At 44.6% G+C, this 26655-nt stretch carries 21 protein-coding genes; 12 read left to right on the top strand and 9 right to left on the bottom strand.

Annotated elements, in window-relative coordinates:
* Positions 1-249 precede the first annotated feature (249 nt).
* Positions 250-2955, top strand: coding sequence for a type I DNA topoisomerase (gene topA / locus ACTXGE_RS04320; protein ID WP_443542066.1), 2706 nt, complete (start codon positions 250-252; stop codon positions 2953-2955).
* 101 nt (positions 2956-3056) lie between these two features.
* Here the strand turns inward: topA and ACTXGE_RS04315 are convergent, their stop codons facing one another.
* Together ACTXGE_RS04315 and lon are read right to left on the bottom strand one after the other, a co-directional pair.
* Positions 3057-3614: a superoxide dismutase family protein gene (locus ACTXGE_RS04315; RefSeq protein ID WP_435949388.1), complete on the bottom strand. Its 558-nt coding sequence runs from the start codon at positions 3612-3614 to the stop codon at positions 3057-3059.
* Between the two features lie 318 nt (positions 3615-3932).
* Positions 3933-6440, bottom strand: a complete 2508-nt coding sequence (lon, locus tag ACTXGE_RS04310) for an endopeptidase La (protein ID WP_443542064.1) — start codon at positions 6438-6440, stop codon at positions 3933-3935.
* 265 nt (positions 6441-6705) lie between these two features.
* On the opposite strand from lon, the gene ACTXGE_RS04305 reads away from it, so the two are divergent.
* The gene (locus ACTXGE_RS04305) at positions 6706-8079 is read left to right on the top strand and encodes a Na+/H+ antiporter family protein (RefSeq protein WP_443542062.1); all 1374 of its coding nucleotides are present in this window, start codon (positions 6706-6708) and stop codon (positions 8077-8079) included.
* 447 nt (positions 8080-8526) lie between these two features.
* Here ACTXGE_RS04305 and ACTXGE_RS04300 read toward each other — a convergent pair whose 3' ends face one another.
* On the bottom strand, positions 8527-9384 hold the full coding sequence (locus ACTXGE_RS04300; protein WP_435949385.1) for a 5-formyltetrahydrofolate cyclo-ligase: 858 nt from the start codon (positions 9382-9384) through the stop codon (positions 8527-8529).
* 132 nt (positions 9385-9516) lie between these two features.
* Between ACTXGE_RS04300 and fumC the strand changes: the two genes are divergently transcribed.
* Positions 9517-10917, top strand: coding sequence for a class II fumarate hydratase (gene fumC, locus ACTXGE_RS04295; RefSeq protein WP_435949384.1), 1401 nt, complete (start codon positions 9517-9519; stop codon positions 10915-10917).
* Positions 10918-11257: 340 nt separating this feature from the next.
* Positions 11258-11998 (top strand): hypothetical protein, encoded by a 741-nt coding sequence (locus ACTXGE_RS04290; protein WP_435949383.1) that lies wholly within the window; start codon positions 11258-11260, stop codon positions 11996-11998.
* A 197-nt stretch (positions 11999-12195) separates the two neighbouring features.
* Here the strand turns inward: ACTXGE_RS04290 and ACTXGE_RS04285 are convergent, their stop codons facing one another.
* The 5 genes from ACTXGE_RS04285 to ACTXGE_RS04265 form a co-directional block, all read right to left on the bottom strand.
* Positions 12196-13077, bottom strand: a complete 882-nt coding sequence (locus ACTXGE_RS04285) for a DMT family transporter (protein ID WP_435949382.1) — start codon at positions 13075-13077, stop codon at positions 12196-12198.
* A 271-nt stretch (positions 13078-13348) separates the two neighbouring features.
* Positions 13349-14152 carry a MipA/OmpV family protein gene (locus tag ACTXGE_RS04280; protein ID WP_443542060.1) on the bottom strand — a complete coding sequence of 268 codons (804 nt, stop codon included), beginning with the start codon at positions 14150-14152 and terminating at the stop codon, positions 13349-13351.
* An 84-nt stretch (positions 14153-14236) separates the two neighbouring features.
* Positions 14237-15226, bottom strand: coding sequence for a rhomboid family intramembrane serine protease (locus tag ACTXGE_RS04275; protein ID WP_443542059.1), 990 nt, complete (start codon positions 15224-15226; stop codon positions 14237-14239).
* Positions 15227-15286: 60 nt separating this feature from the next.
* A complete protein-coding gene (locus ACTXGE_RS04270) occupies positions 15287-16507 on the bottom strand; it encodes an alpha-hydroxy acid oxidase (protein ID WP_443542057.1) in 1221 nt (406 codons plus the stop codon).
* A 17-nt stretch (positions 16508-16524) separates the two neighbouring features.
* Entirely contained in the window at positions 16525-16881 is a 357-nt protein-coding gene (locus ACTXGE_RS04265) for a glutaredoxin family protein (RefSeq protein WP_443542055.1), read from the bottom strand.
* A 209-nt stretch (positions 16882-17090) separates the two neighbouring features.
* Between ACTXGE_RS04265 and mtgA the strand changes: the two genes are divergently transcribed.
* The 6 genes from mtgA to ACTXGE_RS04235 all read left to right on the top strand — a co-directional run bounded on the left by mtgA (position 17091) and on the right by ACTXGE_RS04235 (position 21547).
* On the top strand, positions 17091-17777 hold the full coding sequence (gene mtgA, locus ACTXGE_RS04260) for a monofunctional biosynthetic peptidoglycan transglycosylase (protein ID WP_317198667.1): 687 nt from the start codon (positions 17091-17093) through the stop codon (positions 17775-17777).
* 53 nt (positions 17778-17830) lie between these two features.
* Positions 17831-20035 carry a polyphosphate kinase 1 gene (gene ppk1 / locus ACTXGE_RS04255; RefSeq protein ID WP_443542053.1) on the top strand — a complete coding sequence of 735 codons (2205 nt, stop codon included), beginning with the start codon at positions 17831-17833 and terminating at the stop codon, positions 20033-20035.
* A gap of 293 nt (positions 20036-20328) precedes the next feature.
* Positions 20329-20505: a hypothetical protein gene (locus ACTXGE_RS04250; protein WP_443542051.1), complete on the top strand. Its 177-nt coding sequence runs from the start codon at positions 20329-20331 to the stop codon at positions 20503-20505.
* Positions 20506-20566: 61 nt separating this feature from the next.
* Positions 20567-20827 carry a hypothetical protein gene (locus ACTXGE_RS04245; RefSeq protein WP_317198664.1) on the top strand — a complete coding sequence of 87 codons (261 nt, stop codon included), beginning with the start codon at positions 20567-20569 and terminating at the stop codon, positions 20825-20827.
* Between the two features lie 54 nt (positions 20828-20881).
* On the top strand, positions 20882-21262 hold the full coding sequence (locus tag ACTXGE_RS04240) for a hypothetical protein (RefSeq protein ID WP_435949373.1): 381 nt from the start codon (positions 20882-20884) through the stop codon (positions 21260-21262).
* An 84-nt stretch (positions 21263-21346) separates the two neighbouring features.
* Positions 21347-21547 carry a hypothetical protein gene (locus ACTXGE_RS04235; protein ID WP_317198662.1) on the top strand — a complete coding sequence of 67 codons (201 nt, stop codon included), beginning with the start codon at positions 21347-21349 and terminating at the stop codon, positions 21545-21547.
* A gap of 121 nt (positions 21548-21668) precedes the next feature.
* On the opposite strand, the gene ACTXGE_RS04230 is transcribed toward ACTXGE_RS04235, so the two are convergent.
* Entirely contained in the window at positions 21669-22394 is a 726-nt protein-coding gene (locus ACTXGE_RS04230; RefSeq protein ID WP_443542050.1) for a MiaE family protein, read from the bottom strand.
* A gap of 437 nt (positions 22395-22831) precedes the next feature.
* Between ACTXGE_RS04230 and ACTXGE_RS04225 the strand changes: the two genes are divergently transcribed.
* Positions 22832-25030 (top strand): malate synthase G, encoded by a 2199-nt coding sequence (locus ACTXGE_RS04225; RefSeq protein WP_443542048.1) that lies wholly within the window; start codon positions 22832-22834, stop codon positions 25028-25030.
* 527 nt (positions 25031-25557) lie between these two features.
* On the top strand, positions 25558-26643 hold the full coding sequence (locus ACTXGE_RS04220) for a porin (protein WP_443542046.1): 1086 nt from the start codon (positions 25558-25560) through the stop codon (positions 26641-26643).
* The last annotated feature ends 12 nt before the right edge of the window (positions 26644-26655 follow it).

Below are 26655 nucleotides of genomic sequence, written 5' to 3'. Positions count from 1 at the left end.
CCAATAATTTAGCATGGCTTAACAGAAAAACCGCTTTTATTATTTAAACTGTTTTAGGCAAAGCGCTGTTTTACAGTTGACATCCCAACTCATAGCAGTGTAACGTCTTTGTAATTAGGTTACGGTTATCTATCTCTTACAGCTTCCTTGATAACCCTGTTTTAAATACTATTATTTTTATAATCAATACCTTATATCCTCTAGTGATTTGTAATTCCTTTTAATCCATTTATTATGGTGTCGTCAGATATGGCAAAAACCACAACTAAAAGAACCATCAAAGCCACGGGCAGTGCCAAAAAGCCTCGTGCTGCAAAGAGTACTAAAGCGGCAACTTCAGATGGTGGTACTCCCTCCAAAGGCAAATCTTTGGTGATCGTCGAGTCCCCTGCCAAAGCAAAAACCATTAACAAATACTTGGGTCCAGATTTTGTCGTGCGCTCGAGTATCGGTCATGTGCGTGATCTACCTGTTGGCGCCAGCAAAAGCGCTAAAAAGACTGCTACTACCAAAAAAGACGACACGCTATCAAAAGAAGAAAAAGCGCAGCAAGCGCTGGTGCGTCGCATGGGCGTTGACCCAGAACACGGCTGGAAGGCGGTCTATGAAGTACTGCCAAACAAAACCAAGGTCATCAAAGAGCTCAAAGCACTCGCCAAAGACGCCGATACTATTTATCTAGCAACGGATATGGATCGCGAGGGAGAGGCTATTGCTTGGCATCTTAAAGAAGTCATCGGCGGGCCTGATAGCAAATATCAGCGCGTAGTCTTTAACGAGATTACAAAGTCGGCGATTCAAAACGCCTTTAAGCAGCCCTCAAAGCTCGATATTGACCGCGTCAATGCGCAGCAAGCAAGGCGGTTTTTAGATCGCGTGGTCGGCTTTATGGTCTCGCCAATCCTATGGCAAAAGGTCGCGCGTGGCTTGTCCGCAGGCCGCGTCCAGTCGGTTGCTATGCGCCTCGTCGTTGAGCGTGAGCACGAAATTCGCGCCTTTATTCCTGAGGAGTATTGGCAGATTCACGCTGAAACGCATATCGATGATAAAAAAGAAGCAGACATAAGCATCCGCTTAGAGGCGACCAAGCAAAACGATAAAAACCTTAAACTGGTAAATAAAGAGCAGACTGATAAAGTTCTAGAGGTTCTCAAAACGAGCGACTATATCGTCAAAGAGCGCGAAGAGAAGCCCACGCAGTCGCGTCCTAGCGCGCCGTTTATTACCTCAACCTTGCAACAAGCGGCCAGTACGCGTCTAGGGTTCTCAGTCAAAAAGACGATGATCTTAGCGCAGCGTCTATACGAAGCGGGTCATATTACTTATATGCGTACCGACTCGACGTTTTTGTCAGGGGACGCGCTAGCTAATGCGCGCGGCTATATTGAAGATAGCTTTGGTCAAAAGTACGTACCAGAAAAGCCAAATTTTTATGGCAATAAACAAAACGCGCAAGAGGCTCACGAAGCAATCCGCCCCTCAAACGTCAACATGAAATCGACCCAGCTCAAAGGTGTGGAGCGTGACGCTATTCGCCTCTATGAGCTGATTTGGCGTCAATTTGTTGCCTGCCAGATGATGCCAGCCAAGTATTTATCGGTTAATTTGTTTGTCGAGGCGGGCAACGTTGAGCTAAAAGCGCGCGGTCGCACTATGACCTTTGACGGCTATACTCGCGTGATGCCGCCTGCCAAAACCGATGATACCTTGTTGCCTGATGTCAAAAAAGGCGACAAGCTCATACTTGATAAGCTCGATCCCAGCCAGCACTTTACCAAGCCGCCAGCACGTTTCACTGAGGCCAGCCTTGTCAAAGAGCTTGAGAAGAAAGGGATCGGTCGTCCCTCGACCTATGCCTCTATTATCTCAACCATTCAAGATCGCGGCTATGTCAAACTTGAAAATAAGCGCCTGTTTGCCGAAAAGATGGGCGATATTGTCACCGATAGATTGACAGATAGCTTTCCTGATCTGATGGATTATACCTTTACCGCCGCGCTTGAGGATAAGCTCGATCACGTGGCAGAAGGCGATACTGATTGGAAAGATGTGTTAGATAACTTCTACGGCGATTTTAAAAAGAAAGTGGAGCACGCCAAAGATGCTGATGGCATGCGCCCTAATGATCCGACCGATGTGCCTGACGTGCACTGTGATATATGCGCGCGTCCCATGCAGCTGCGTACGGGCTCAACAGGCGTATTCTTAGGCTGTACCGGCTACAATCTACCGCCCAAAGAGCGCTGTAAAGGCACCAAGAATTTGATGCCCGTTGAAGCTTTTGCTAATCTCGATGACGCGGAGAGCGATGACGAAGCGGCTGAAGTCAAAGATTTGATGGAGAAAAAACGCTGTCCAAAAGATGGTACGGCGATGAACGGCTATATCGTTGATGGCGGTCTTAAACTACATATCTGCGGTAATAACCCAGATTGCGACGGTTATATTCTAGAAGAAGGCAAATTTGAAGTCCCAGGCTCTGATGCGCCAACCATTGACTGCAACAAGTGTGATGGACAAATGGAGCTAAAAACAGGACGCTTTGGTCCTTACTTTGCTTGTCAAAACTGCGACAATACGCGCAAAGTGCTCAAAACGGGTGAGCCTGCGCCGCCGCGTATGGATCCTATTCATCTGCCAGATCTTAAGTCCACTAAGCATGATGATTACTTTATCTTGCGTGAAGGAGCCGCTGGAATGTTCTTAGCTGCGTCCAAGTTTCCAAAGGTAAGGGAGACGCGTCCGCCAAAACTGGCTGAACTGCGAGAAATCAAAGATAAGATGGAAGATAAGTTTCAGTATTTATTCGAAGGTCCAGACGAAGACCCTGATGGTAATCCGACGATACTACGCTGGTCACGTAAGAAAAAAGAGCAGTACATTGGCTCTGAGAAAAACGGCAAAGCCACACGCTGGGGCGTCTACTGGCGTAAAGGCGAGTGGGTCGAGGAATAACTATTTTTAGTACCTGCATAAAAAAACCTCTTAGTTCGCTAAGAGGTTTTTGTTTATCTAAAATTCAATAGAGCTAAATGTTTTAATGGAGCTAAATGTAATTATGCCGCGCCAATAACACCACAGGCGATACGCGTACCAGAATTACCTGCTGGCTGAGTCACATAATCATCTGCATTGCTATGTACGATAAATGCTAGACGGTTCACACTGTACTTGCCAACGGGAGTCGCTGCTATTTGCTTGTTAACGAAATTGATAGTAGCAACACCGTCTTCATTAGCAGTGATGTTTGGCAAATCACCTGCATGACCCATCATATCGTCAGGGTTAGAATGCGGATAGTTATCAGGGTTGAAGTGACCACCTGCTGCTTCGCCATTCATAGCACAGCTGCCTGTCTCATGAATATGTAAAGCAACTGTCTTACCTGGTGCCATGTTCATAAGCTTACCATACACCTGTACGCCGCCATCAACAGGACGTAAGAATAGTTGTCCTACTTCAGTGTCATTACCATCAACCGTATTAACGGTAGATTTAAGCGTGGGCTGGCTAAATGGATTGCCCGTTTGTAATTGATCTTGAACGGTTTGGCAACCCGTCATCGCTAAGGCTGAACCGCATAATAGGGCACTTGCAAGCATTGTCTTATTCATTGTTATCTCCAATTGTTTATTTGTTAATTTAGACTTTTATTTATCGTCTCTGATCATAAAGTTTTGAGACAGAGTGTTAATGTCGAAGCCAGTATAGCCAAGACTTAGACATAGTTATTCACTAGAAGCGCAACAATCGGTTAATAAGTGTAAGTATTGTATGGGTTTGCCAAACAAAGTTTTTATAATCTAACGAACTTTAAAGTATATATAGCAGTATAGACTCACAAAAAAGCCGCCTATCACAGAGATAAGCGGCTTTATAGTTATATGTTAATTAAGATCTGGTTCTAATTAACATATGATTTCAATCAAGGCTTAGTTACGTAATGCTTTATCGGAGGTTTTATCGACCACCGCTTTAGCAGGCTTTAATGGTTTTGGTATACTAACCAAAGCGACTTTAAGCACTTCATCGATAGTCGCTACTGGCTGAATGGTCAAACCTTCCTTGACGTTATCAGGGATGTCTGCCAAATCACGCTCGTTAGACGCTGGAATCAACACGTGCTTGATACCACCGCGATGCGCGGCTAGTAGCTTCTCTTTGAGACCACCGATGCGCAGAATCTTACCGCGCAAGGTAATCTCACCCGTCATCGCAATGTCAGGACAAATTGCAATGCCAGTTATCGCCGAGACCAATGCTGTCGTTAGCGCACCACCCGCTGATGGACCGTCTTTTGGCGTTGCACCCTCTGGCATATGCACATGGACGTCAGTCGTTTTGAACGTCTCATAATCAATGCCTAAGCTATCACCGCGAGCACGAACCACAGTCATTGCCGCTCGAATAGACTCTTTCATAACGTCGCCAAGCGATCCTGTAAAGCTAAGCTCACCTTTACCTTTCATCGCGACGGCCTCGATAGTCAATAGCTCACCACCGACTTGTGTCCAAGCCAAACCAGTTACGCGGCCAATTTCAGGGTCTTTCTCAGCCAGACCGTAGTCGAACTGATGGACGCCAAGATAGTCATCTATATTGCTGTCATCGACAACGACCAGCTCACGATCATCTTTTTTCGGTGCGCGTGCACCATGAGTCTCAACCGAACCGCGAACCACTTTGCGGCAGATTTTGTTGACTTCACGCTCAAGGTTACGCACGCCTGCTTCACGCGTGTAGCTGCGTACGATGCTATGTAATGCTGCTTCGACAATCTCAATCTCGCCTTCTTTGAGACCATTTTGCTTGATCGCTTTTGGCACCAGATACTTCTGCGCGATATTGACCTTTTCTTCTTCGGTATAACCCGGCAGACGAATGACCTCCATACGGTCCAGAAGGGCAGGCGGGATATCCATACTGTTAGCCGTACAGATAAACATCACTTGTGATAGGTCCAAGTCCATATCAAGATAATGGTCGTTGAACGTATCATTCTGTGAGGGGTCTAATACTTCTAATAGCGCTGATGCTGGATCGCCGCGGAAGTCTTGCGCCATCTTGTCCACTTCATCTAACAAAAACAGCGGGTTTTTGACTTCTACTTTGGCAAGTGATTGAACGATTTTGCCTGGCATCGCACCGATATAAGTACGGCGATGACCACGGATTTCCGCTTCATCACGGACGCCGCCGAGCGCCATACGCACAAACTTACGACCCGTTGCTCGTGCAATCGATTCACCGAGTGAGGTTTTACCCACACCAGGAGGACCGACGAGACACAGAATCGGACCGCGAAGCTTTTTCACTCGTGACTGCACGGCGAGATACTCTAAAATGCGATCTTTAACATCTTTTAGACCATAGTGATCTTCATCAAGAGTGGTTTTGGCTTTTTCTAAATTGATGGATACTTTGGTCGTCGCATTCCACGGCGTGTCTAATATCCACTCAATATAGTTACGCACAACCGAGGACTCAGAGGACGCTGGTGGCATCATCTTAAGCTTCTTCATCTCTTGCTCAGCTTTTTTGCGTACGTCCTCTGGCAAGTCTGCATCTGCTAGGCGCTGCTCAAGCTCACCCACATCATCTTCACCATCGAACGCGCCGTCATTCATATCAGACAGCTCGTTCTTGATCGCTTTCATCTTCTCGTTTAAAAAGTACTCGCGCTGATTGTCTTCCATCTGCTGACGAACCGCATCTTGGATATCTTGTTCGATATTTTGCTCAGCGCTTTGCTTGACCAGATATTCAGTCAAGGTATTGATATGGGTCTTGATGTCATTGTCTTCTAAGAACGACTGCTTGACCTCCAGATCCATCGAGACGCGAGTTGAGATGAAATACACCAGCTCAAGTAAGTCGTCAATACGTTTGGCGACGCGAGTCAATTCACGCGCATTACGCAGGCGTGCATCGGCGTAGCTCTCAAATAGACTGGTTAATGCTTTGATGGTGTTTTTTTGTTGACTGTCGTCCATAGCGACATCGATATCAGCACGCTCAAAGCTTGCCATCAATAGCTCGCCATGATCTTCTAAGGTATCAACGCGCGCACGGTATTCGCCTTCGATGAGTACCTTTATGCAATTCTCATCGCTATCATGTGGCATCGTGCTAACGATGCGGCACACGGTACCGTACTGATACAAGTTGTCTTGATCAATATCTTCAGTCAGCGAGTCTTTTTGCGCGACGACTAGGACTTTATTGCCATACTCGCTTTGCGCTAATTCAACAGCTTTGACCGACGGGGCGCGGCCGACGAATAGGGCGATTTGCATGTGCGGATACACCACGACATCACGCAGCGCTAATAGCGGTAAGTAATTGTCTGACTTGGTATCCGTAGTAGTATCATCAGTCTCTGGCACGGCTGCCGAGACATCGATGTCGATATTGTCTTTATCGATATTATATTCACTCATATATTTTTCCTCGTTCACCAGACTTGTTCAGTCAAGTTCATGGTTGCTGTATAGATAAATGGTGCTTGCAAGCAAAATTGCAAGGCTTATACTCAAGCAGGCTTAACGATAGGTAATATCTGCAAAACGCCTTGACGCATTCTTAACTGATAGTTTCTACGCATAGGCTTTAGAGCCAAAATCAGGTAAACTGACGCCCTTTTAATATGCCTACATTTTGATAGGTAAGTCAGTTTTATCAACATGACATATTTAAGGGCAAGGCATGGCAATCAACGCAGTATTATCGGCAGTCGTCATTATGCTTGGGCTGTCACTAGCGCGCGTGCATGTGGTGCTCAGCTTACTCATTGGCGCGCTAGCAGGCGGGCTGATAGCGGGTCTAGGTATTACTGATACCTTAGCGGCTTTTCAAGAAGGTATTCGCAATGGCGCACAAATCGCGCTGTCTTATGCGCTACTTGGTGCTTTTGCAGTAGCAATTGCGCATTCTGGTTTGCCGCAGTCTTTGGCAGGAGCAGTCATCAAGCGTATTGACGCGGCAGGCTCAGGCATAACAGCAGGCGGCATGATTAAGTACACGCTGTTTGCAGGGCTTGTGATGATGAGCTGCTTTAGCCAAAACTTAATCCCCATTCATATTGCCTTTATACCACTGCTGGTACCGCCATTATTACTCGCTTTTAATCGTATGCAGATCGATAGACGCCTGATTGCTTGTCTGTTGACCTTTGGCTTGGTCACCACTTATATGTTTATCCCATACGGCTTTGGTGATATTTATCTTAATCAAATCATGCTTAAAAACGTCGGCGAGGCAGGCATTGATATCGCTAACATCTCTGTAGTCAAGGCCATGGCGATTCCAGCGCTCGGTATGTTTATCGGTTTGCTGACTGCCGTATTTATCAGTTACCGCAAACCGCGCCAGTATCAGCAGCTTGCGATAGATAAAGATGCACGCGATGCGGTTGTCAAAAATGATGATTTAGGCAAGACTGCTGCTGAGGCACCTTCTCAAAGTAAGATAAAGACGCTTATTGCCTTAGCTGCCATTGTTACCGCTTTTGTCGTGCAGCTATACACGGATTCGTTATTGCTGGGCTCGATGTTTGGCTTTGCGGTGTTTATGGCAACAGGCGTGGTAAAATGGCGCGATGCCGATACAGTCTTTAATGACGGTATCAAACTCATGGCGATGATTGGCTTTATTATGATTACCGCACAAGGCTTTGCCGAGGTGATGAAAGCGACGGGCGAAATTGCCCCGCTGATTGATGGCGCGACTAACTTATTTGCGGGGAATAAAGCGATTGCTGCCTTTGTTATGCTAGGGATTGGCTTAGTAGTGACCATGGGTATCGGCTCGTCATTCTCAACCATTCCAATTATTGCTGCGATTTACGTACCGCTATGTATGTCATTAGGGTTTTCGCCATTGGCAACCGTCGCCATTATTGGAACGGCAGGCGCGCTGGGTGATGCCGGCTCGCCAGCGTCTGATTCAACATTGGGACCGACATCGGGTCTGAACGTCGATGGGCAGCATGATCATATTAGAGATAGCGTCGTGCCGACCTTTTTGCATTACAACATTCCGCTACTTACGTTCGGTTGGATTGCGGCGATGGTGCTTTAAGGTTACAAAACTTACGTTCTATCAAAAAATTTTCTTAAAACGAATAGACAGACTTGGCAAAAACATAATACTAAAAATATTAAAAATGATAAGAGCGTCCACATGATCATCAAAACTAACGAGGGCGGCGCATGCATCGCGCCCATACCAAAGTATAAGAGGAATGGAATAGTAATGAGCAGCATCACGCAAAACTTCCAATTATTATGCATCAAAAAACCACTAACAAAGAGCAAAATTAAATGTAACATCATTGCAGCAATTAAAAATAATACTAGTCCAGTTTGATAGGGCTCAGAACTGTTGTCAGAGTACATATCGAACGAATGAGGGCTTTGCTCAAAACCTGCGCTAATGATTAGTCCTACAAACAAAACCCATAAAACAGCAAAAACTACCCTTAGTGGTTTTGAGCGAAAATAGCTCATTATTGTCTTTGCAAATCTTTTATGAGTCTTTATTGTCATCCTCAAAACCCTCTATCTCACCACTCAAACTAGCCAAAAATTTATCACTCTGCGCAAGCAATTCATTTAAACGCGCTTCATTAATGACACTTGATAATTCCTCAGCGCTAAAGTCCTGTTCTTGGCTGTAGTAGAGCATCTCCCTAGTGTCATCATTGCCTAGTGTTTGCAAATAGGTATCAACCGTATCAGCGCTAGATACTTTTTCGTCAGCGGTTGCATGATTACCAAACCACCTTATACCGTTTGGCGTTATCAAGCCATCTAATGGCACATCCCATGGTTGACGCTCTAATTGCTTTACTACTTGAAAGTCATAACACCAGCCAATACGCAAAGGTTTTTTTACTCCTGATCGATAGCTTTTACCTAAAGTCGTATCATAAAATCCGCCGCCCATACCCATACGATTTCCATCCATATCTACCGCCACCAGTGGACAGATAACCACGTCCAAATCTGTTGCCCATAGTAGCTTACGACTATGATTTTGTTTCATACCAAGACTATGAATACGAGTCGGCACATTGCTAATTTTTTTGTGATAAATCGGCACAAAGCGCAAGCGTTTATCATCACGGCCAAGCGAGCCAACCACTGGCAAGTAAGCCTGATATTGCAGACGCTGGCACCAATCCAATATGGGCTGAGTCGGCAGCTCACCAAAGCCGTCATAATACAGACCAATACGCGCGTTACTAGGCAAGCGCTGCTGGAGTTTGATCAAATGCAGACTTGCCTCACGTGCCAATTGTCGGCGCTCGCTTGCGCTCAGCTTACGGCGTAGGCTTGTAAACTGACGTCTAGGCGGATTTATGGATATTTGAGCATTTGGCACCTGTAGCCCTCGCAGATGTTGAGAAATTTGTGATAAGTCATGCTATCATAATGACGCTTTACATCCTATTTTCCTTATGTGCAGCGCTCGTTGCACTTCTTACGGACAGATAAAAAATCAAAGAGGGTAGTTATGTCACAGAATCAGGCCACTCGTACTGAAAAAGACACCATGGGCAACGTCGAAGTCCCAGCAGACGCTTATTGGGGCGCGCAAACCCAGCGTAGCCGCGAGAACTTCAAAATAGGTGGCGAGACTCTGCCGCGTCCAATGTTAGAGGCGATGGCATTAGTCAAAAAAGCCGCTGCCATTACCAACGCCAGTCTTGAGCGTATCGAAGATGACAAGCGCGATCTAATAGTACAAGCCGCTGACGAAGTCATCAACGGCGGTCTTACCGATCAGTTCCCATTAGTGGTATGGCAGACCGGTTCGGGCACGCAGTCGAACATGAACATGAACGAAGTACTCGCCAACCGTGCCAATGAGATCGCAGGTAGCGAGCGCGGTAGCTACACGCCAATTCACCCCAACGATCATGTCAATCACGCCCAATCGACCAACGACAGCTTCCCAACCGCTATTCGTGTCGCCGCCGCGCGTCAAATTAACAGCCTGCTTATCCCAGCGGTAAAAGCACTACGCGATACGCTAGATAAAAAAGCCAAAGAATTCGATAGCATCGTCAAAATTGGTCGTACGCATTTGCAAGACGCTACGCCTTTAACCTTAGGCCAAGAGTTCAGCGGTTATGTTAGCCAACTTGATCATTCGTTGACTCGTATCGACAATGCGCTACAAGGCTTATATGAGTTGCCATTAGGTGGTACAGCGGTCGGTACCGGCCTTAACGCCCATCCTGATTACGCGGTAAAATCAGCTGAGCAATTAGCAGAGCTAACAGGCTTGCCGTTTGTCACTTCACCGAATAAATTTGAAGCCCTAGCGGCGCGTGATGCCGAAGTCTTTGCCTCAGGCGCACTTAAGACTCTAGCTGGCAGCTTAAATAAAATCGCTAACGATGTACGCTGGCTCGCCTCAGGCCCTCGTTGTGGTCTAGGCGAATTGACCATTCCAGAGAATGAGCCAGGCTCATCCATCATGCCGGGTAAAGTCAACCCAACCCAGTCAGAAGCCATGACCATGGTCGTGGCACAAGTGATGGGTAATGACGTCACAATTAGCATGGCAGGCGCGTCAGGCAACTTTGAGCTTAACGTGTATAAGCCAGTGATTGCCTTCAACTTATTGCAATCTATCAAGCTACTCGGTGATGCGTGCAACAGCTTTAATGATAATTGTGCTGTTGGTATCGAGCCCGTCAAAGACAAAATCGATGACTTCTTGCATAATTCATTAATGCTAGTCACCGCATTGAACCGTCATGTTGGTTATGAGAATGCGGCAAAAATTGCCAAAACGGCCTATAAAGAAAACAAAACGCTCAAGCAAGTCGCGGTTGAACTGGATCTGATGACTGAAGCGCAGTTTGATGAGTGGGTCACGCCAGAGGACATGGTACATCCTTCTTAATTTGAAGTTTTTTTAGATAAAGTGAGTAGGATGGGTTAGCGACAGCGTAACCCGCCGATTTGATTTCAACAAAAAAGACCTTGTCACGTCGCGTGGCAAGGTCTTTTTTTGGTTATATTTTTGCTTATACGTATCGTAATTCAGTCTTCAATATCTAACAAAGTTTGAAAATGTTTAATTTGTAGGTTGGCGTGGAGCTTGCGACACCCAAAATGGCAATGTGCTAACCTATAAATTTGAAGCTACCTAACTGCGGACTATCACCTACATTGCATTGGTTAACTTGAATCTTTCTTTTAAAAGAGTATAAAATGCCTTTAATTATTCAAATGAGATAGGTATGTATCAACAGTTGCCGAATACATGTTACGAGTGTGGGGTTCCATTAGACCAAAAAAGCTTAACGAGAGAGCATGTACCTCCTAGATGTTTTTTCCCTAAAAATGATAAATTTTCTTTGATTACTGTGCCTTCATGTATCGAGCACAATGGTGGTAAATCTGATGATGATGAGCACCTTCTACAAATTATATCGCTTCAAATTCTAGCTAATGAAAAAGGGCAAAATATTGCTACAGGTAAAACTGTAAAGAGTATATTGAGAAATAGAAAGAGAACTAGGAGCTTAGTTAGCAACGCAACGCTAGTCTATGTTGATGAAAAGAGAACAGGGCAACTTAAACCTACTTTTGCATTCAAATTTGATGAAAGTAAATTTAACAGTAGTATATCCTCTATTTGTAAAGGGCTATACTACTACGAATTCCATAAGGTTTTTAATGGAGATATCAAAATTTATAATGAGTTTCAAATATCATTGAATGACGACTCGATAAATAAAAATAAAGAGTTTGATAAAAATAGAATTTTGATAGAGAAGAGTTTTTCTAATGTCAAAAAAAAAGGAGAAAATCAAGAAATTTTTTACTACCAGATAATGAAGCCACCAAAGGGTTTGGACTTTTCTTTTGCTATTAGGCTCTGTTTTTATGAAGGAATTGGTATCCTAACTTTTTTGCAAGAAAAAAGAGTATTGACACTCAATGCAATCACAACTGCAATAATTAAAGTGCAACAATGAACATCTTTACAAAGACTATGCCTTGTGGCTTCTACAATCACTTTGATTTAACTTAACTAAATTACTACCAACAAAAAGCTAGGCTAAAAGCCTAGCCTACGTCTAACTTATTTTATATAAAATTCAACCCTAAGGTTTATAACATAATCCTAGCCTCATCGTAGCACCAGTCCTCGAGTCAACCATCAGCTTTATACCTAACCTCCCAACCGAGCAATACTACCTTTATCTGTTTTCCTAGAATATATATTGAGCGAATTACCAGCGACTATCAGCAGCATGCCAACGACTAAAGCTGCGCTAAAGCTCTCAGAATACAACAGCACACCGATGAGTGAGATGAGCGGCAATCTAAACATATCCATAGTGACTACGAATGTCACCTCAGCATATTGCATGGCTTTGGTCATACAGTAATGCGCCGATAATGCCGTGACACCTATGATGACCAGCCATAGCCACTGGATATCTACTGGCGTTGTCCAGCCTTCTATAAACAACAGCAACCCTAGTGGCGCTTGTATCAAACACATCATAAAAATAATAGTGATGGGACTATCGGTATTAGACAGCGACTTTGTACACACATGAGCAAAGGCGTAGCAAATAGCAGCGCCCAGTACGATAAGTGACGCATAGTGAGCGACATCTAAGCTAGGTTGTACAATGACCAAGACACCTAATATGCCTAATAGTACAGCAATGATTTTTTTTATCGTTATAGGCTCTTTTAAAAAGAGATACGAGATGATTATCGTCCAAAAAGGCACGGTAAATTCAATAGCGAAAACGGTGGCTAAGGGTAGTAGTCCTATGCCTAAGAACCAGCCATATTGCCCCGCGAAATGAAATAAGTTTCTGACTACGTGTAATTTAAGACGTTTGGGAAATAATAAGTGCCTTATCTTTGGCAAAGCGTTTGATAGCCATATGATTGGCAATAATACCAATAGCCCGACGATACTACGAAAGAATAGTATCTGAAAAACACTAATCTCACCGTTTAGCTCACGAGCACCAATAGCCATCAAACAAAATGAGGTGAGCGCGCCAATCATCCAAAGGGTAGAGCGGATCATAATGGTGCAATCCTCTAATGATAAAGTCAAAAAAATAGATACCTTATGTAATGACACAGAACTGGTATAAATTTTTCTTGCTTGCTGTAGCTAGCAGACAGAGGCTACAAAAAATTTATTCCAGTTCAGCGGTATCGTTTTTATATTGAACTGACTATTTAAAACCAAAGCTTGAGTTTATAGTATAAGTGAATGCTTTATATCGATGGATAAACCAAAACAAAAAAGCCAAGCAAAATGCTCAGCTTTTCAATACTAAATTGCTAAAACCCTAAAACTTATATAGTAAACCCAGCGTCGTTGTTGCATCGGTACGCGAGTCCACCATCGGGCTATCGTATTGCTCATTGGGCAAGTAGCTTAAGCTTTGATTAAAGAAGCCAGCAAAGCGCTCATTGATGTCATAGTTAGCACTAATATTGATGTACGGGTTTAGACTTGAATTGGATTTATAAGCAGCAACGCCTGTATCTGCCGACTCTTGATCGCTGACGCCATAATAGTACTCATTGTATTCATCATCATGATACTCAAAGCCAATGCTCGGATAGACGGTCAGCTTGTTTTTAGTAATACGAGCCAAATATGTCAGGCGCGCTGTCGTACCGCCGCTACGATCCAAGACATCGGTTGCCGCTTGAATACGAAAGCCACCGACAGGCGTACGGCGTAGGTAGCTTAGACCTGCCGCCGCTGATGCTTTACGCTCATCTAAACCTTGGAGCGCGCCATTGGCATCATCAGGGTCAAACTCGCTGCCTGCCAGTTGGACATAAGCGGCCAGCTGATTGGTACCATCATTGACGATATAAGCGCCTGCTTGCGCGCCGCGGGCATAGAACTTATTGTTGTCATAGAACACGCCTGGCAAGACACGTACCTGCTCATCATCTAGATCATAAGCACTTTTGCTATATAACACATTGACGCCAACGCTGAGCTCGGCATCTTGATCAGCAGGCAGATTTTTGAATAGGGCGGCGTTAGCATGGCTGCCAATGCCAAATAGCACTGTAGCAGTTAGGGCAGTGAGCAGAGTGCGGCTAGCGATAAAAAGGGCGGATAGTTTTGACATAGTCGGGTCTCTTGAGCAGGTAAGGGTAAGTAAAATAGCGCTTTAGTGGGTGATACTCATTTTTGATCACTATAGCGCACTTATTTATTCGTTAGCAGCGAGCACTTGTAGTATCTGATTATGCATATCTTGCCACCACCAGACAAAGCCAATCAAGACGATAAGCATCATGAGCCAAGGCAGTAGTTGCCATATCATGCTGATTTTGACAGGCTTAATAGCAACAGGTTTGACGCTAACATAAGCTGGATTATTATAGTTAATGGTCGTATTCACGTCGGTATTATTAACAGTACTAGCAGAATCATGCTCTAAGTTTACAGGGATTTGGCTAGTGTTATCACTAAAAATATCCCTAAGCGGTGGATCGTTATAATCGGTAACTTGAGGGTCAGCTATTGGCAACTGATTTCGTAAGGCGCTTTGGTACTCTGCAATCGCTTGTTGCTGAGCCCCTTGGCGCTGGGCAAAAACAAAACCAAGGGCAATAACCAGTCCTGTGATCGCGCCGCCGATATGACCCGCGTTATCGATACCCGGTACCGCAAAGCCATAAACCAGATTGATACCCATAATGAATATCAGACTCTTTAGATTAAGCACCATTCCATTAACTGATATTTTAAACAGCGCTGCTATCAGTAAGGCTGCGCCAATACCCATGATACCGCCAGACGCGCCAGCGGATAATCCGGGCTGCGCTGAGCCATCTAAAATGCCTTGCCACGTTACATAATTGTTTAATAGATTGCCACCGATAGCGGCAAGCAAGAACAGCGCCAAAAACTTCACGGAACCAAACATAGGCTCGGCTACTTGCCCAAAGAAATACATGGCAAAACCGTTAAACAGTAGATGCATCAAACCAATATGCAAAAACGCACTGCTAACCAGCCGCCACGGGTCATCCACCATCGTCAGCGGCAGAGCATTAGCGCCCCAATAGATGAGCGCTTGGGTCGAGGGGTTATTGGCATCGACGCCTAAAAGCACTTGGATGATGAACAGCCCGATAAAGCTGACTAAGAGTAAGGTGCTGACAGGTGCAGTTTTTAGTAATTGCTGTATGGTCATAAATGGGTATCAGTTAAAGGATATGGGTAAACAAGATAAGCCAATCATTAAATCAAAGAACTACCAGCGCATCGGTGCAAGATATGGCTGACCAGATTTTAGATGCTCATAAGTGCCTTTGACCAAGATATCGTCAGTCACTTGGGTGATATCAGTATGACCGCAAAACGCCATACTCACATCACATTCCTTGTAAATAAGCTCCAAAGCCCGGCGCACGCCATCCTCGCCATAAGCACCGAGTCCGTACAAAAACGCACGCCCGATCATCGTACCGTTAGCGCCTAGTGCCATAGCTTTGAGGACATCTTGCCCCGAGCGAATCCCACTATCAAGCCAAATCTCAATCTCACTACTTTCTGCACGTACCGCTTGCACGATATCGCTTAGGGCAGCGATTGAGGAGGGCGCGCCGTCCAATTGCCGACCGCCATGATTGGAGACGACTAATGCATCAGCGCCACTACGAGCGGCGAGTATCGCATCCTCAGGCTCCATGATGCCTTTGATGATAATTTTACCGCCCCATTCATCTTTGATACGAGCCACATCATCCCAGCTCAGCGCCGGATCGAACTGCTCTGCTGTCCATGCGGACAAGGAGGAGATATCCTCGACATCTTGAGCATGACCGACGATATTACCAAAGCTGCGTCTTTTGGTACCAAGCATATTGAGGCACCACTGCGGCTTGGTCATAAGGTTAAGGATATTAGCCAGCGTCGGTTTGGGCGGCGCAGAGAGACCGTTTTTGATGTCTTTGTGGCGTTGACCGAGCACTTGTAAGTCAGCGGTCAAGATCAGCGCTGAGCAATTGGCTTCTTTGGCACGGCGAATCAGATTGCTCATAAAAGCTTTGTCACGCATGACATACAGCTGAAACCAAAAGGGCGCACTGGTATGACTCGCCACATCCTCAATAGAGCAAATGCTCATCGTCGATAAAGAAAATGGCACGCCAAACTTTTCAGCGGCGCGCGCCGCATGAATCTCACCATCTGCCCACATCATCCCCGTAAAGCCAGTGGGTGCAATAGCAACAGGCATATTCACAGACTCACCAATCATTTTGGTCGCAAGCGAGCGCCCTTCCATATTAACCAGTACGCGCTGACGCAATTTGATACGGTCAAAGTCGCTTTCATTGTTACGATAAGTAGTCTCGGTCCATGAGCCAGAATCGACATAATCGTAGAACATGCGCGGAATTTTGCGCGCCGCCACTTGGCGCAAGTCTTCAATCTCAGTGATTCTATTTAATTTTGGGCTTAGATCTTTCATAGGGTTCTCGCTGATGATTACTCAGACAGTAATTGCTGTAAATCCATGACTGAAAACGGATAGTTAAGACGCCGCGTAGATGTCAATAGTACAGGAATAGTGGTAGCAAATTGCATCATTAGCGCCTCATCAAAATCGCTAATGTCGACATCGAGGCAATCAATAGGCTGCACCATTTGAAAGCGCGTTATCAAAGCTTTGGCATCTTCACATAAATGGCAGTGAGAGGTACCTAATAACCACCAAGCCTCACTATGATTAGCATCAGACAAATGTGGCAGCGCTGTCATGATAGAAGCACGTAGCTCTACCACTGATGATTTTGGTTCACTAAGCTGATAGCTATTAGGCTCATTCGTCATCTGTGTACTCATATACGTACTCTTACTTTAACTATGCAATACTTTTAACTATTCAATACTTTTAACTATCCAATATTCGGTCTTAAAATTTTAAAACCACAGCTTAATGCTTGCTATATGATAAAGAAATCAGAGCAATAATGACAGCGATTGCCCAATTAGGTAAGATAGCTTGCAATTCACCAAAGTTATTTTTAATTTATTATTTGGATACATAGCGCATGACAAGTTTTGGCAAAGTTATCAAAAAAATACTATTGGCCTTTATGTTGCTGGTAGTGGCTTTTCATGTGTTGGTTGCAGGCTTGCTATTGATATGGAAGACTCAGCCCATCAATAACAGTATGTTTATGCTCACACATCGCTTGACAGGCGGTGAGGTCACGCAAACTTGGGTGGAGTATGACAATATCGCCAAATCAGCCAAGCAAGCGGCTATCGTTAGTGAAGATTCAAAGTTCACTCAGCACAATGGCTTTGATCTTGAAGGCATTGAGGTGGCAATGAAAAAGAATGAAGCCTCTGGCAAAGCGTCCGCTGGCGGCTCAACAATTACCCAGCAGCTTGCCAAAAATCTATTTTTGACCTCTCATCGCTCTTACATTCGTAAAGGCGAGGAGGCAATTATTACCGTTATGATAGAGACTATCTGGGACAAACAGCGCATTTTGACCGCTTATCTTAATGTCGCCGAATTTGGCAACGGCATTTACGGTATAGAGGAGGCCGCGCAACATTACTTTGACAAATCCGCGGACAATCTTAACCGAGATGAGTCCGCACTGCTTATCGGTATGCTCACCAATCCCAAATACTATCAGGATAATAAAGGCGATAGACGCCTGCGCAACAAGCAGCGCATTATCAAAAAACGTATGAAAAACGCGGCTTTACCACAAGCGGCTTAATGGCTGATAACCAAAAATGTTCAGTGATCAAAATAAAAATAAAGGATGACATCATGAGTACTGCCAATAGCGATGCAATGGACAATAGAGCACTGGATGAGCATAGTCTCACATCGGATAAAGCGGTGACGCAAACGGCTTTGACCGAGATAGCTTGGCAGCGCTCTGAAGATGGTAGCTATTCGCCCAGCAGCTATATCAACCGTGATTTGTCCTTGTTACAGTTTCATCTGCGGGTACTCGCGCAAGCCGCCAATCCGCGTCATCCACTGCTCGAGCGTTTATTCTTTTTGATTATCTTTTCATCGAATATGGATGAGTTCTTTGAGATTCGCGTTGCAGGCATTATGCAAAAGCTTAATTTAGGCAACGTCGTTACAAGCCCACACGGTATGCGCCCAAGCGAGGTGCTAGGTGAGATATCCGCAGTTGCGCACAATGCTATCGATGAGCAGTACCGCATACTAAACGAAGATATCTTGCCCGCTCTTGCCCTTGAGGACATCCGCTACCTCAAACGCGATGAGCTTAACCCTGAACAATCAGCATGGATGAAGCGCTACTTTACTGAGCAAGTCTCACCTGTACTTACGCCGATTAGCATTGATCCTGCCCATCCGTTTCCGCGCCTCGTGAATAAGAGTTTAAACTTCATTGCAACGCTAGAGGGCAAGGACGCTTTTGGTCGTGATATCAATTTAGCGATTGTCCCTGCGCCGCGCAGTTTGCCGCGGGTGATTCGTCTACCTGATGAGCTCACAGGCGGCAAAGAGCACCACGTCATGCTCTCCGCGGTCATTCATGAGCACGTCGGCGAGCTGTTCCCTGGGATGAATGTCACCGGCTGCCATCAGTTTAGGCTGACGCGCAACGCCGATTTGGACTTAGCAGACGATGTTGATGATATCGCCAAAGCCTTAGAGGGCGAGCTTGAAAATCGCCGTTTTGGGGATAAAGTGCGCCTAGAGGTCACAACCGACTGCCCAACACCGATTAGCGATTATTTGCTCAATGAGTTTGAGCTGCATGATAACCAGCTCTACCGCGTTAATGGCCCTGTGAACCTTACGCGCTTACTTTTTGATTTTAATATTCCAAAGCTGCGTTATCAGCCCTTTACTCATATTATGCCCAAACCCTTTCGCCGCGAGGTAGATAAACTCGACAAGGCGACTAGTATGTTTGCCGCTATGCGTAAGCGTGATGTGCTCGTACATCATCCTTTTCATTCGTTCGCGCCTATTATCAATCTGCTGTGGCAAGCCGCTAGCGACCCCAAAGTGTTAGCGATTAAACAAACGCTTTACCGCTCAGGCACCAATTCTGAGATCGTCAAAGCGCTCGCCGCCGCTGCTCGTAATGGTAAAGAAGTGACTGCCGTTATCGAGCTACGCGCGCGCTTTGATGAGGCTTCTAACATCGCCGTTGCTAACTTCTTGCAAGAGGCGGGCGCGGTTGTGGTCTATGGCATCGTGGGCTACAAGACTCATGCCAAGCTTATGCTCATTGTGCGCCGTGAGGATGAGCGCATCCGTCGTTATGTGCATCTAGGGACGGGTAATTATCATGCGGCCAATGCCAAAGTATATACCGACTACGGACTCTTTAGCGCCGACCCTGACATCTCAGAGGACGTGCACAAGATATTTCAAGAGCTCACTGGCATGGGTAAGCCTGCTAACCTCAAAAAGCTCCTTCATGCACCATTCACTTTGCATGACAAGCTTATAGAGTTTATTGATGCTGAGATTACGCAAGCAAAGGCAGGCAAGCGCGCGCATATCATTATCAAAGTCAATGCACTTACCGAGCGCCGCTTGATTGACAAGCTCTATGATGCCTCACAAGCTGGGGTAAAGATTGAGCTGATACTGCGCTCTATGTGCTGCTTACGTCCGCAGGTCAAAGGTTTATCTGAGAACATCACTGTACGCTCTGTTATCGGGCGCTTTTTGGAGCATACGCGCGTTTATTACTTTTATAATGGTGGTGATGAGCGCCTGTACTGCGCAAGCGCTGACTGGATGGATCGCAACTTATTTCATCGCGTTGAGGTCGCTTTTCCAATTGAAGACAAAAAACTATTCAAGCAGATTTTTGAGGATGGGCTACAAAACTACCTGCAAGACAACGTACAAGCATGGACGCTCAATGGCAGCGGACAATGGCACAAGGTCAAACGCACAGATAACGAGCCTTTGCATATTGCGCAGGATTATTTATTAAAGGTTATTAATCGTGTCGGGGAACCAGTCTAATGATGAATGATAAGAGTGCAGGTAGTAAGCGACTCAAATAGTTACAAACTTGCTAGTCGTATCACATTTATTCACATTTAGACACCTGAGCACACTGGTATGATAAAGCTTAATGTCTCTATACTAGCTTTTTACACTTAGATACTCTGTACATGTAAAGCTGCACATATAGAGCTAAGTTATACATTTAGACCTAAGCTAAATAACTTTAGAACACTTATATAAAGGCTTGAAACGTTTAATCTCTACCAATAGATTTAAAGTGATAACAACTAAAATTCAGGAGTTTTACCATGAGTAACAATGACACAAAGAGCAACAATGACCCAAAATCAGAAGTAACCGATGCGGCGCAAAATGTCGATGCTAAGCAGCTCGAAAAAAACCTTAACAACGATGACGAGCAAGCTACCGATAATGATGATAATCAAGCGCCCTTTATCGATGAGTCGTTACGCACAGATCAGTAATCACAGCTCGTTAGTGTCAGCCAAATCTGATTAATTATAGCGTGTATACAAGGAGTAAGTTATGACTATACATAAGGAAAATGAACAACCCAATAACGAAGAAAGAGTCCCTGTTGACGATCCTGTAGCCGCAAAAGTGCTTAATCCAAAGGATAGCTACGAAGGCCGCAAATACGATCCTGAAATAGATGGACCGGAGCAAGCCTCACAAGAAACCGATGAGGTATACTCAGATCCCCGCAAAGAAGAAAACTTACCAGCAGGTGGCAAAAACGTCGCTGACCTAAATGCTCATGATTTGAGTCAAAACAACAATATCTAATTGATGACAGGACTTCTGTAGTAAGCCTATTAAATAATAATAAAGGACATAACAATGAAGACTAACGATCCAGCCCTGAGCAAAACACGTATTGATAACACCAATAGAGAAAGCGGCACTGCTATCGTTAATGACGATGCTCATAACTTAGCTTCAGACAACCACGAAAAGATCGAAGACAATACGACTGTTAACAAAGGCACTGACACTTTTGAAGATAACATAGTCGACAGCGAGCACGTCAAAGATGGTGATAATCCAGCGCGTCAACCTGATCGCCGCGATCAAGAAGGCAGCACGGCTTTTGATGAAAACATCAATGAAGATACGGTAGGAAGTGAAGCGCCGCAAAGTGATGAGATTACCGATCGCAATCGCTACGCGAATGTAAATAATGCGCAAACTCGTACATTAACGCCTGACGAAAAAGACTAGTCGCGATTGTGTATAAAATAAAAGGTACAATGTACAAAGGTATAGAGCGCAAAAGCACAGATAACGATAGTAAAGGAGTAGGGCATGAGTACGCCAAAAGACATGCATGATGATACCAATTACAAGCTAAAAGATTCTGATGACAATGAAGGTATCGTGCAAGACGACGCACTACAAAAAGCGAATCCAGCAGCTGCTGAGCGCGCGACGGATGATCATGATCCGCATCATATTGCCAAAGACAATAAGCAATACGATACTGACGTTACTGAGTCTAAAAGGTAAGTATCAGTTAGCATAAAATAAAAAAGCAGTGCCTAACAAATGCAGTGACTAACAATAGTCGCTGCTTTTGTTATTATTAAAAGACATCAATTTTTATTAAAAGACATCGATTATAAGCAAGCTAAATAGGTACGCCGCTATGAAAGCGTAGTTCATCGTCAGGCGTAGATATCAGCTCGCTCTCAATAGCTTTAAAAAAATCAACACGCTCGTTGATACAAGTATCAGACAACGACTGCGCCAATGCTAGATAATCTTCGAAATGACGACTCTCAGATTTTAGCAAGTAAAGATAGTACTTACTAAGGCGCGCATCATCTATCACATGGCTGAGCGCTGCAAAACGCTCACAGGAGCGTGCTTCGATAAATGCCCCTATGATCAGCACATCTATCATCGCGGCAGGCTCATAAGTACGTTTATGCTTTAACATGCCTTTGGCATAACGACCTGCACCCAAGTGCATCCAGTCTTGTCCGCGCTCTTTCATGATACCTAGTACTTGCTCGTAATGCAGCATCTCCTCGCGTATGAGTTGTGCCAGTTTGCACTGCAAATCATGGGCAAACTCATAGCGAAAGATAAGGTTCATCGCTGTTCCCGCTGCCTTTTTTTCGCAGTTGGCATGATCTTGAATAATTAGAGGTATATTATTCATTGCTGCATCAATCCAAGCTTGCGAAGTACGCGCGCCCAAAAACTTGTAGACCGCGCTCATATCAACTTTGGCAGGGGGTCGTAGTTGCTGGCCATCCTCGTCTTGTACTCTACTATCATCGCTGTCGTCCGCAAAAAAGACTGATGAAGTATTATTGGTCTGTGTTATCTCTAAGTGTTCAACATTCATAATCTGGTAGCTATCCATAAAGTATTAAATTTCATCACTGTGCACCGATTATATCAAGTCAGCTGCTATTGAGGCATGGCTTTGAGACTAAATAACTATTGAAATGATTACTTACAGTTTAACTTTACTCCTTAGTCGTCTACTCGATATGCAACACATAAGTTATCAAAGCCTGATGGAGCATAGGGTATCACTACAGAGCAATGTCAACATTTAGCCACAAAATAGCATATCCTTGTTAATTTTTTGATTTGATAGTAGGATAATATTTTGCGGTGTAGTTACAATCAAACATCAATCCCAAGACTAAATCATCAAGCGCCAAATACTTTGATGCCAAATACTCTTAAGCCATGTGTTTTTGAGTATTTATATGTCATCTACATTTAACAAAAACCTGATAGTCATAACTATTACCAAATCATAAGGACATCTGTATGAGTCAGTATTCTCAAACCAATCGTATCCAAAAAGGAATTCTTGCCATTGACCAAACCTTGTACGACTTTATTGAAAATGAAGTCCTACCCAAAGTTGGTTTTGACTCAGACAGCTATTGGTCAGGGTTTGAGAAGGTTATCAAAGAATTTACGCCGCGTAATAAGGCACTGCTTGCCACTCGTGATGAGATGCAAAAGCAGATCGATCAGTGGCATCTACAACATCCTACCAAAAACGGCGAAATCGATACCGCAGCTTATAAGCAGTTTTTGCAAGAGATCGGTTATTTGTTGCCAGAAGGTGAGGACTTCAAAGTCAGCACGCAAAATGTCGATGACGAGATTGCACATATCGCAGGCCCGCAGTTGGTAGTACCTGTACGTAACGCTCGTTATGCATTGAACGCCACTAACGCGCGCTGGGGCAGCTTGTACGACGCCCTATATGGCACAGATGTGATTAGCGATGAAAACGGTCAAGAAGCCACTGGCGGCTACAACCCAACTCGCGGCGCAGCCGTTGTCGCTTATGCCAAAAATTTCTTGGATGAGAACTTCGCTTTGGCCTCAGGGTCATACCGTGATGCAACAGGCTTTAAAGTTGTAGATGGCGCGCTTGAGATTGTACAAGGCGAGAGCAGCACCAAGCTACAAGATGCGAATAAGTTCGTAGGCTACGTCGGTGATGCCAATAGCCCAACAGGAGTATTGCTCAAGAACAACGGCCTACATGCCGAGATTCAAATTGATAGCGCTCATCCAGTGGGTAAAGATGACCCTGCTGGTATCAAAGACGTCTTGTTAGAGTCTGCTATTACTGCGATTCAAGATTGTGAAGATTCTATCGCTGCTGTGGACGCCGAAGAAAAAGTCGAAGTTTATCGCAATTGGCTAGGTCTTATGAACGGCGATCTGCAAGAGACCTTTGAGAAGGGCGGCAAGACGCGTACGCGTAAGCAAAACCCAGACCGCGAATATACGACGCCAGATGGCGGTAAGCTGATTTTGCCCGGCCGCTCGTTACTGCTTATCCGTAACGTCGGTCATTTGATGCAAAACCCAGCCATCTTAGTTGATTTGGGTGACGGGCAAGAACAAATCTTTGAAGGGCTTATGGATGGCTTGATCACCCCGTTATTAACTCTAAATGACCTAAAAGGCAAAAGCGAGCTATCCAACTCACGCAAAGGCTCTATGTACATCGTTAAGCCAAAAATGCATGGTCCTGATGAAGTCAAAATGGCAAACGACTTGTTCAATGCGTCAGAGGACTTATTAGGTCTTGAGCGTAATACGCTCAAAATTGGCATTATGGATGAAGAGCGCCGCATGACAGTCAATCTAAAAGAAGCGATTCGTCAAGCTAAAGAGCGCGTGATCTTCATCAATACAGGCTTCTTGGATCGTACAGGTGATGAGATGCATACTAGTATGAATGCTGGCGCGTTCGTACCTAAAGGGGATATGAAGTCGCAAGCTTGGCAGCCAGCCTACGAGCAGTGGAACGTTGATATTGGCCTTGAAGTTGGCTTGCAAGGTCATGCACAAATCGGTAAAGGCATGTGGGCGAAGCCTGATGAGATGAAGGAGATGATGGAGACCAAGGCGGCGCATCCAAAATCAGGTGCTAGTACCGCTTGGGTACCCTCACCAACGGGCGCGACTTTGCATGCTATGCACTATCATCAAGTCAACGTTGCGGACGTACAAGACGAGCTAAAATCGCGCACGCGCGCCAGCCTCGATGATATCTTGACCATACCGCTCGCTGCTAATACTGATTGGAGCGATGAAGAGATACAAAACGAGCTTGATAACAACGCTCAAGGTATCTTAGGTTACGTCGTACGCTGGGTTAACCAAGGCGTTGGCTGCTCAAAAGTGCCAGATATCAATGATGTGGGTCTCATGGAGGATCGCGCAACACTGCGTATTTCAAGTCAGCATATTGCCAACTGGCTCCATCATGACGTGGTGAGTGATGAGCAGGTCATGGAAACCATGAAGCGTATGGCAAAAGTCGTCGATGAGCAAAACGCTGATGACAATAGCTACCAGCCTATGGCAAATAATTTTGAGCACTCCTACGCCTTTAAGGCAGCTTGTGATCTTGTATTCAAGGGTCGCGAGCAACCAAGCGGTTATACTGAGCCTCTATTGCATCAAGCTCGCCTAGATCTAAAGGCTAATTTTTAAAAGTAAATAATTAACCTGCCTGCAAGCTCGTTAAGAACAGCGTCATCTATCTTAGGATAGGTGGCGTTTTTTTGTAGGTAAAAATTTATTTATTAATGAATCCGGTTTTCTCGATAATAGTTATAGGTATTAAATAAAATGTAATAATATTTTTTCGGTTTACGAATGTTGTCTAAGGCAAGTAAAACGCTGTCTCTAGAGAATATTTGACACACAGTAGAAACAATTAGCTCAAAAAAATGTTGCAAATTATGTCAGAGTTGTTATGCTTATAGCCGAAGTATGAGTTTGGTAACGGATGTTACACATTGAAGTGTTAAAAGCCAAATTTTACATAAGGGTTACATGTAAGCATACGATTCTTTAAGTAATGGTTTTTACCTGATAGTGATAGACATACCACACTTTTTTGAACAGATTCCGGTCGTCAGTTACATATTTTATATTTTGAGGATTTGTGACGATACCATTACGGGCACCAGCTAATGATAGCCAGCCTACTACTAAAATTGTAAGTGGAGATTCCCATGAAAAAACTACTTTTAGCTACAGCAGTTGCTGCTCTATCTGTATCAGCGGCGCAAGCTGCTCCAACCGTCTACGGTAAAATATTCATTACTACTGACTATGTGAATGCTGATGGCAATAATATTCCATCAGATATTCTAGACGATGATAACAACATTGTTGGTCAGAACGTTGATGATGCTGATGCCGATTCATTACAAATTAACTCAAACATTTCACGTTTAGGCTTTAGAGGTACTGAGGCTATCACTGCTGAAACTGATGTTATCTATCAGTTAGAGTATGGCATCGCCGTTGATGGCGAGAGCAGAACGTTTCAAAGCCGTGATACCTATCTTGGTCTAAAAAACGCAAACTTCGGTGAATTCCGTTTTGGTCGTAACTACTCAGTTATCGATTACATCAATAACGTCGCGGTCAACGAAGGCTACTGGGATAACCTAGGTCCTGGCAGTGCTGACTTTAATAACCCAAGTCTTAGCGAAGCACTAAACTTGACTGACGGTAACCGTGTTAATAATTCTATCGTCTGGAAAGCACCTAAATATAATGACCTACCGTTATCACTAGCCCTTATGTATGGTGCTGATGAGACTTTTGTTGAAGACAGCGATGATCGCAACGAAGGTTACGGTGCCTCACTCATGTTTGACGCAGGTACTGGTTTTACCGCTGGTATCGCCTATAGCGATGATCTAAACATTGCAGGTGAAATCTTACGTGGTAGTGCTAGCGTTGATCTAGGTAACTATGTGGCTTACCCAGTACAACTTGGTGTCTTGTATCAACAAGCAGACTTTGACTTCAGCGGTTCTGAAAAAGAGAAAGGCTTAGTGGTAAGTGCTGAGATGGGCTTAACTAACTTTGCTCGCCCTGCAACAGTCTATACTCAGTACAACCATACTAATAACTTAGATGGTATTGATGATGCTGACTCAGACCAGCTAGTTGTTGGCGGCACGTATGAGTTTAAGAAAAACATGATTGCTCATGCTTATGCGGGTGCGAACTCAGCTGAAATTGGCAACTCTAATACTGATATCGATCTATTCGCTATCGGTGGCGGTCTAGAGTACTTATTCTAGTCCAGCCTTTTA

The sequence above is a fragment of the Psychrobacter sp. T6-4 genome (assembly GCF_052258425.1).
GTDB lineage: Bacteria > Pseudomonadota > Gammaproteobacteria > Pseudomonadales > Moraxellaceae > Psychrobacter.
Note: the sequence above shows the minus strand (reverse complement) of the source record. Positions and strands in the feature narration are given on the sequence as shown.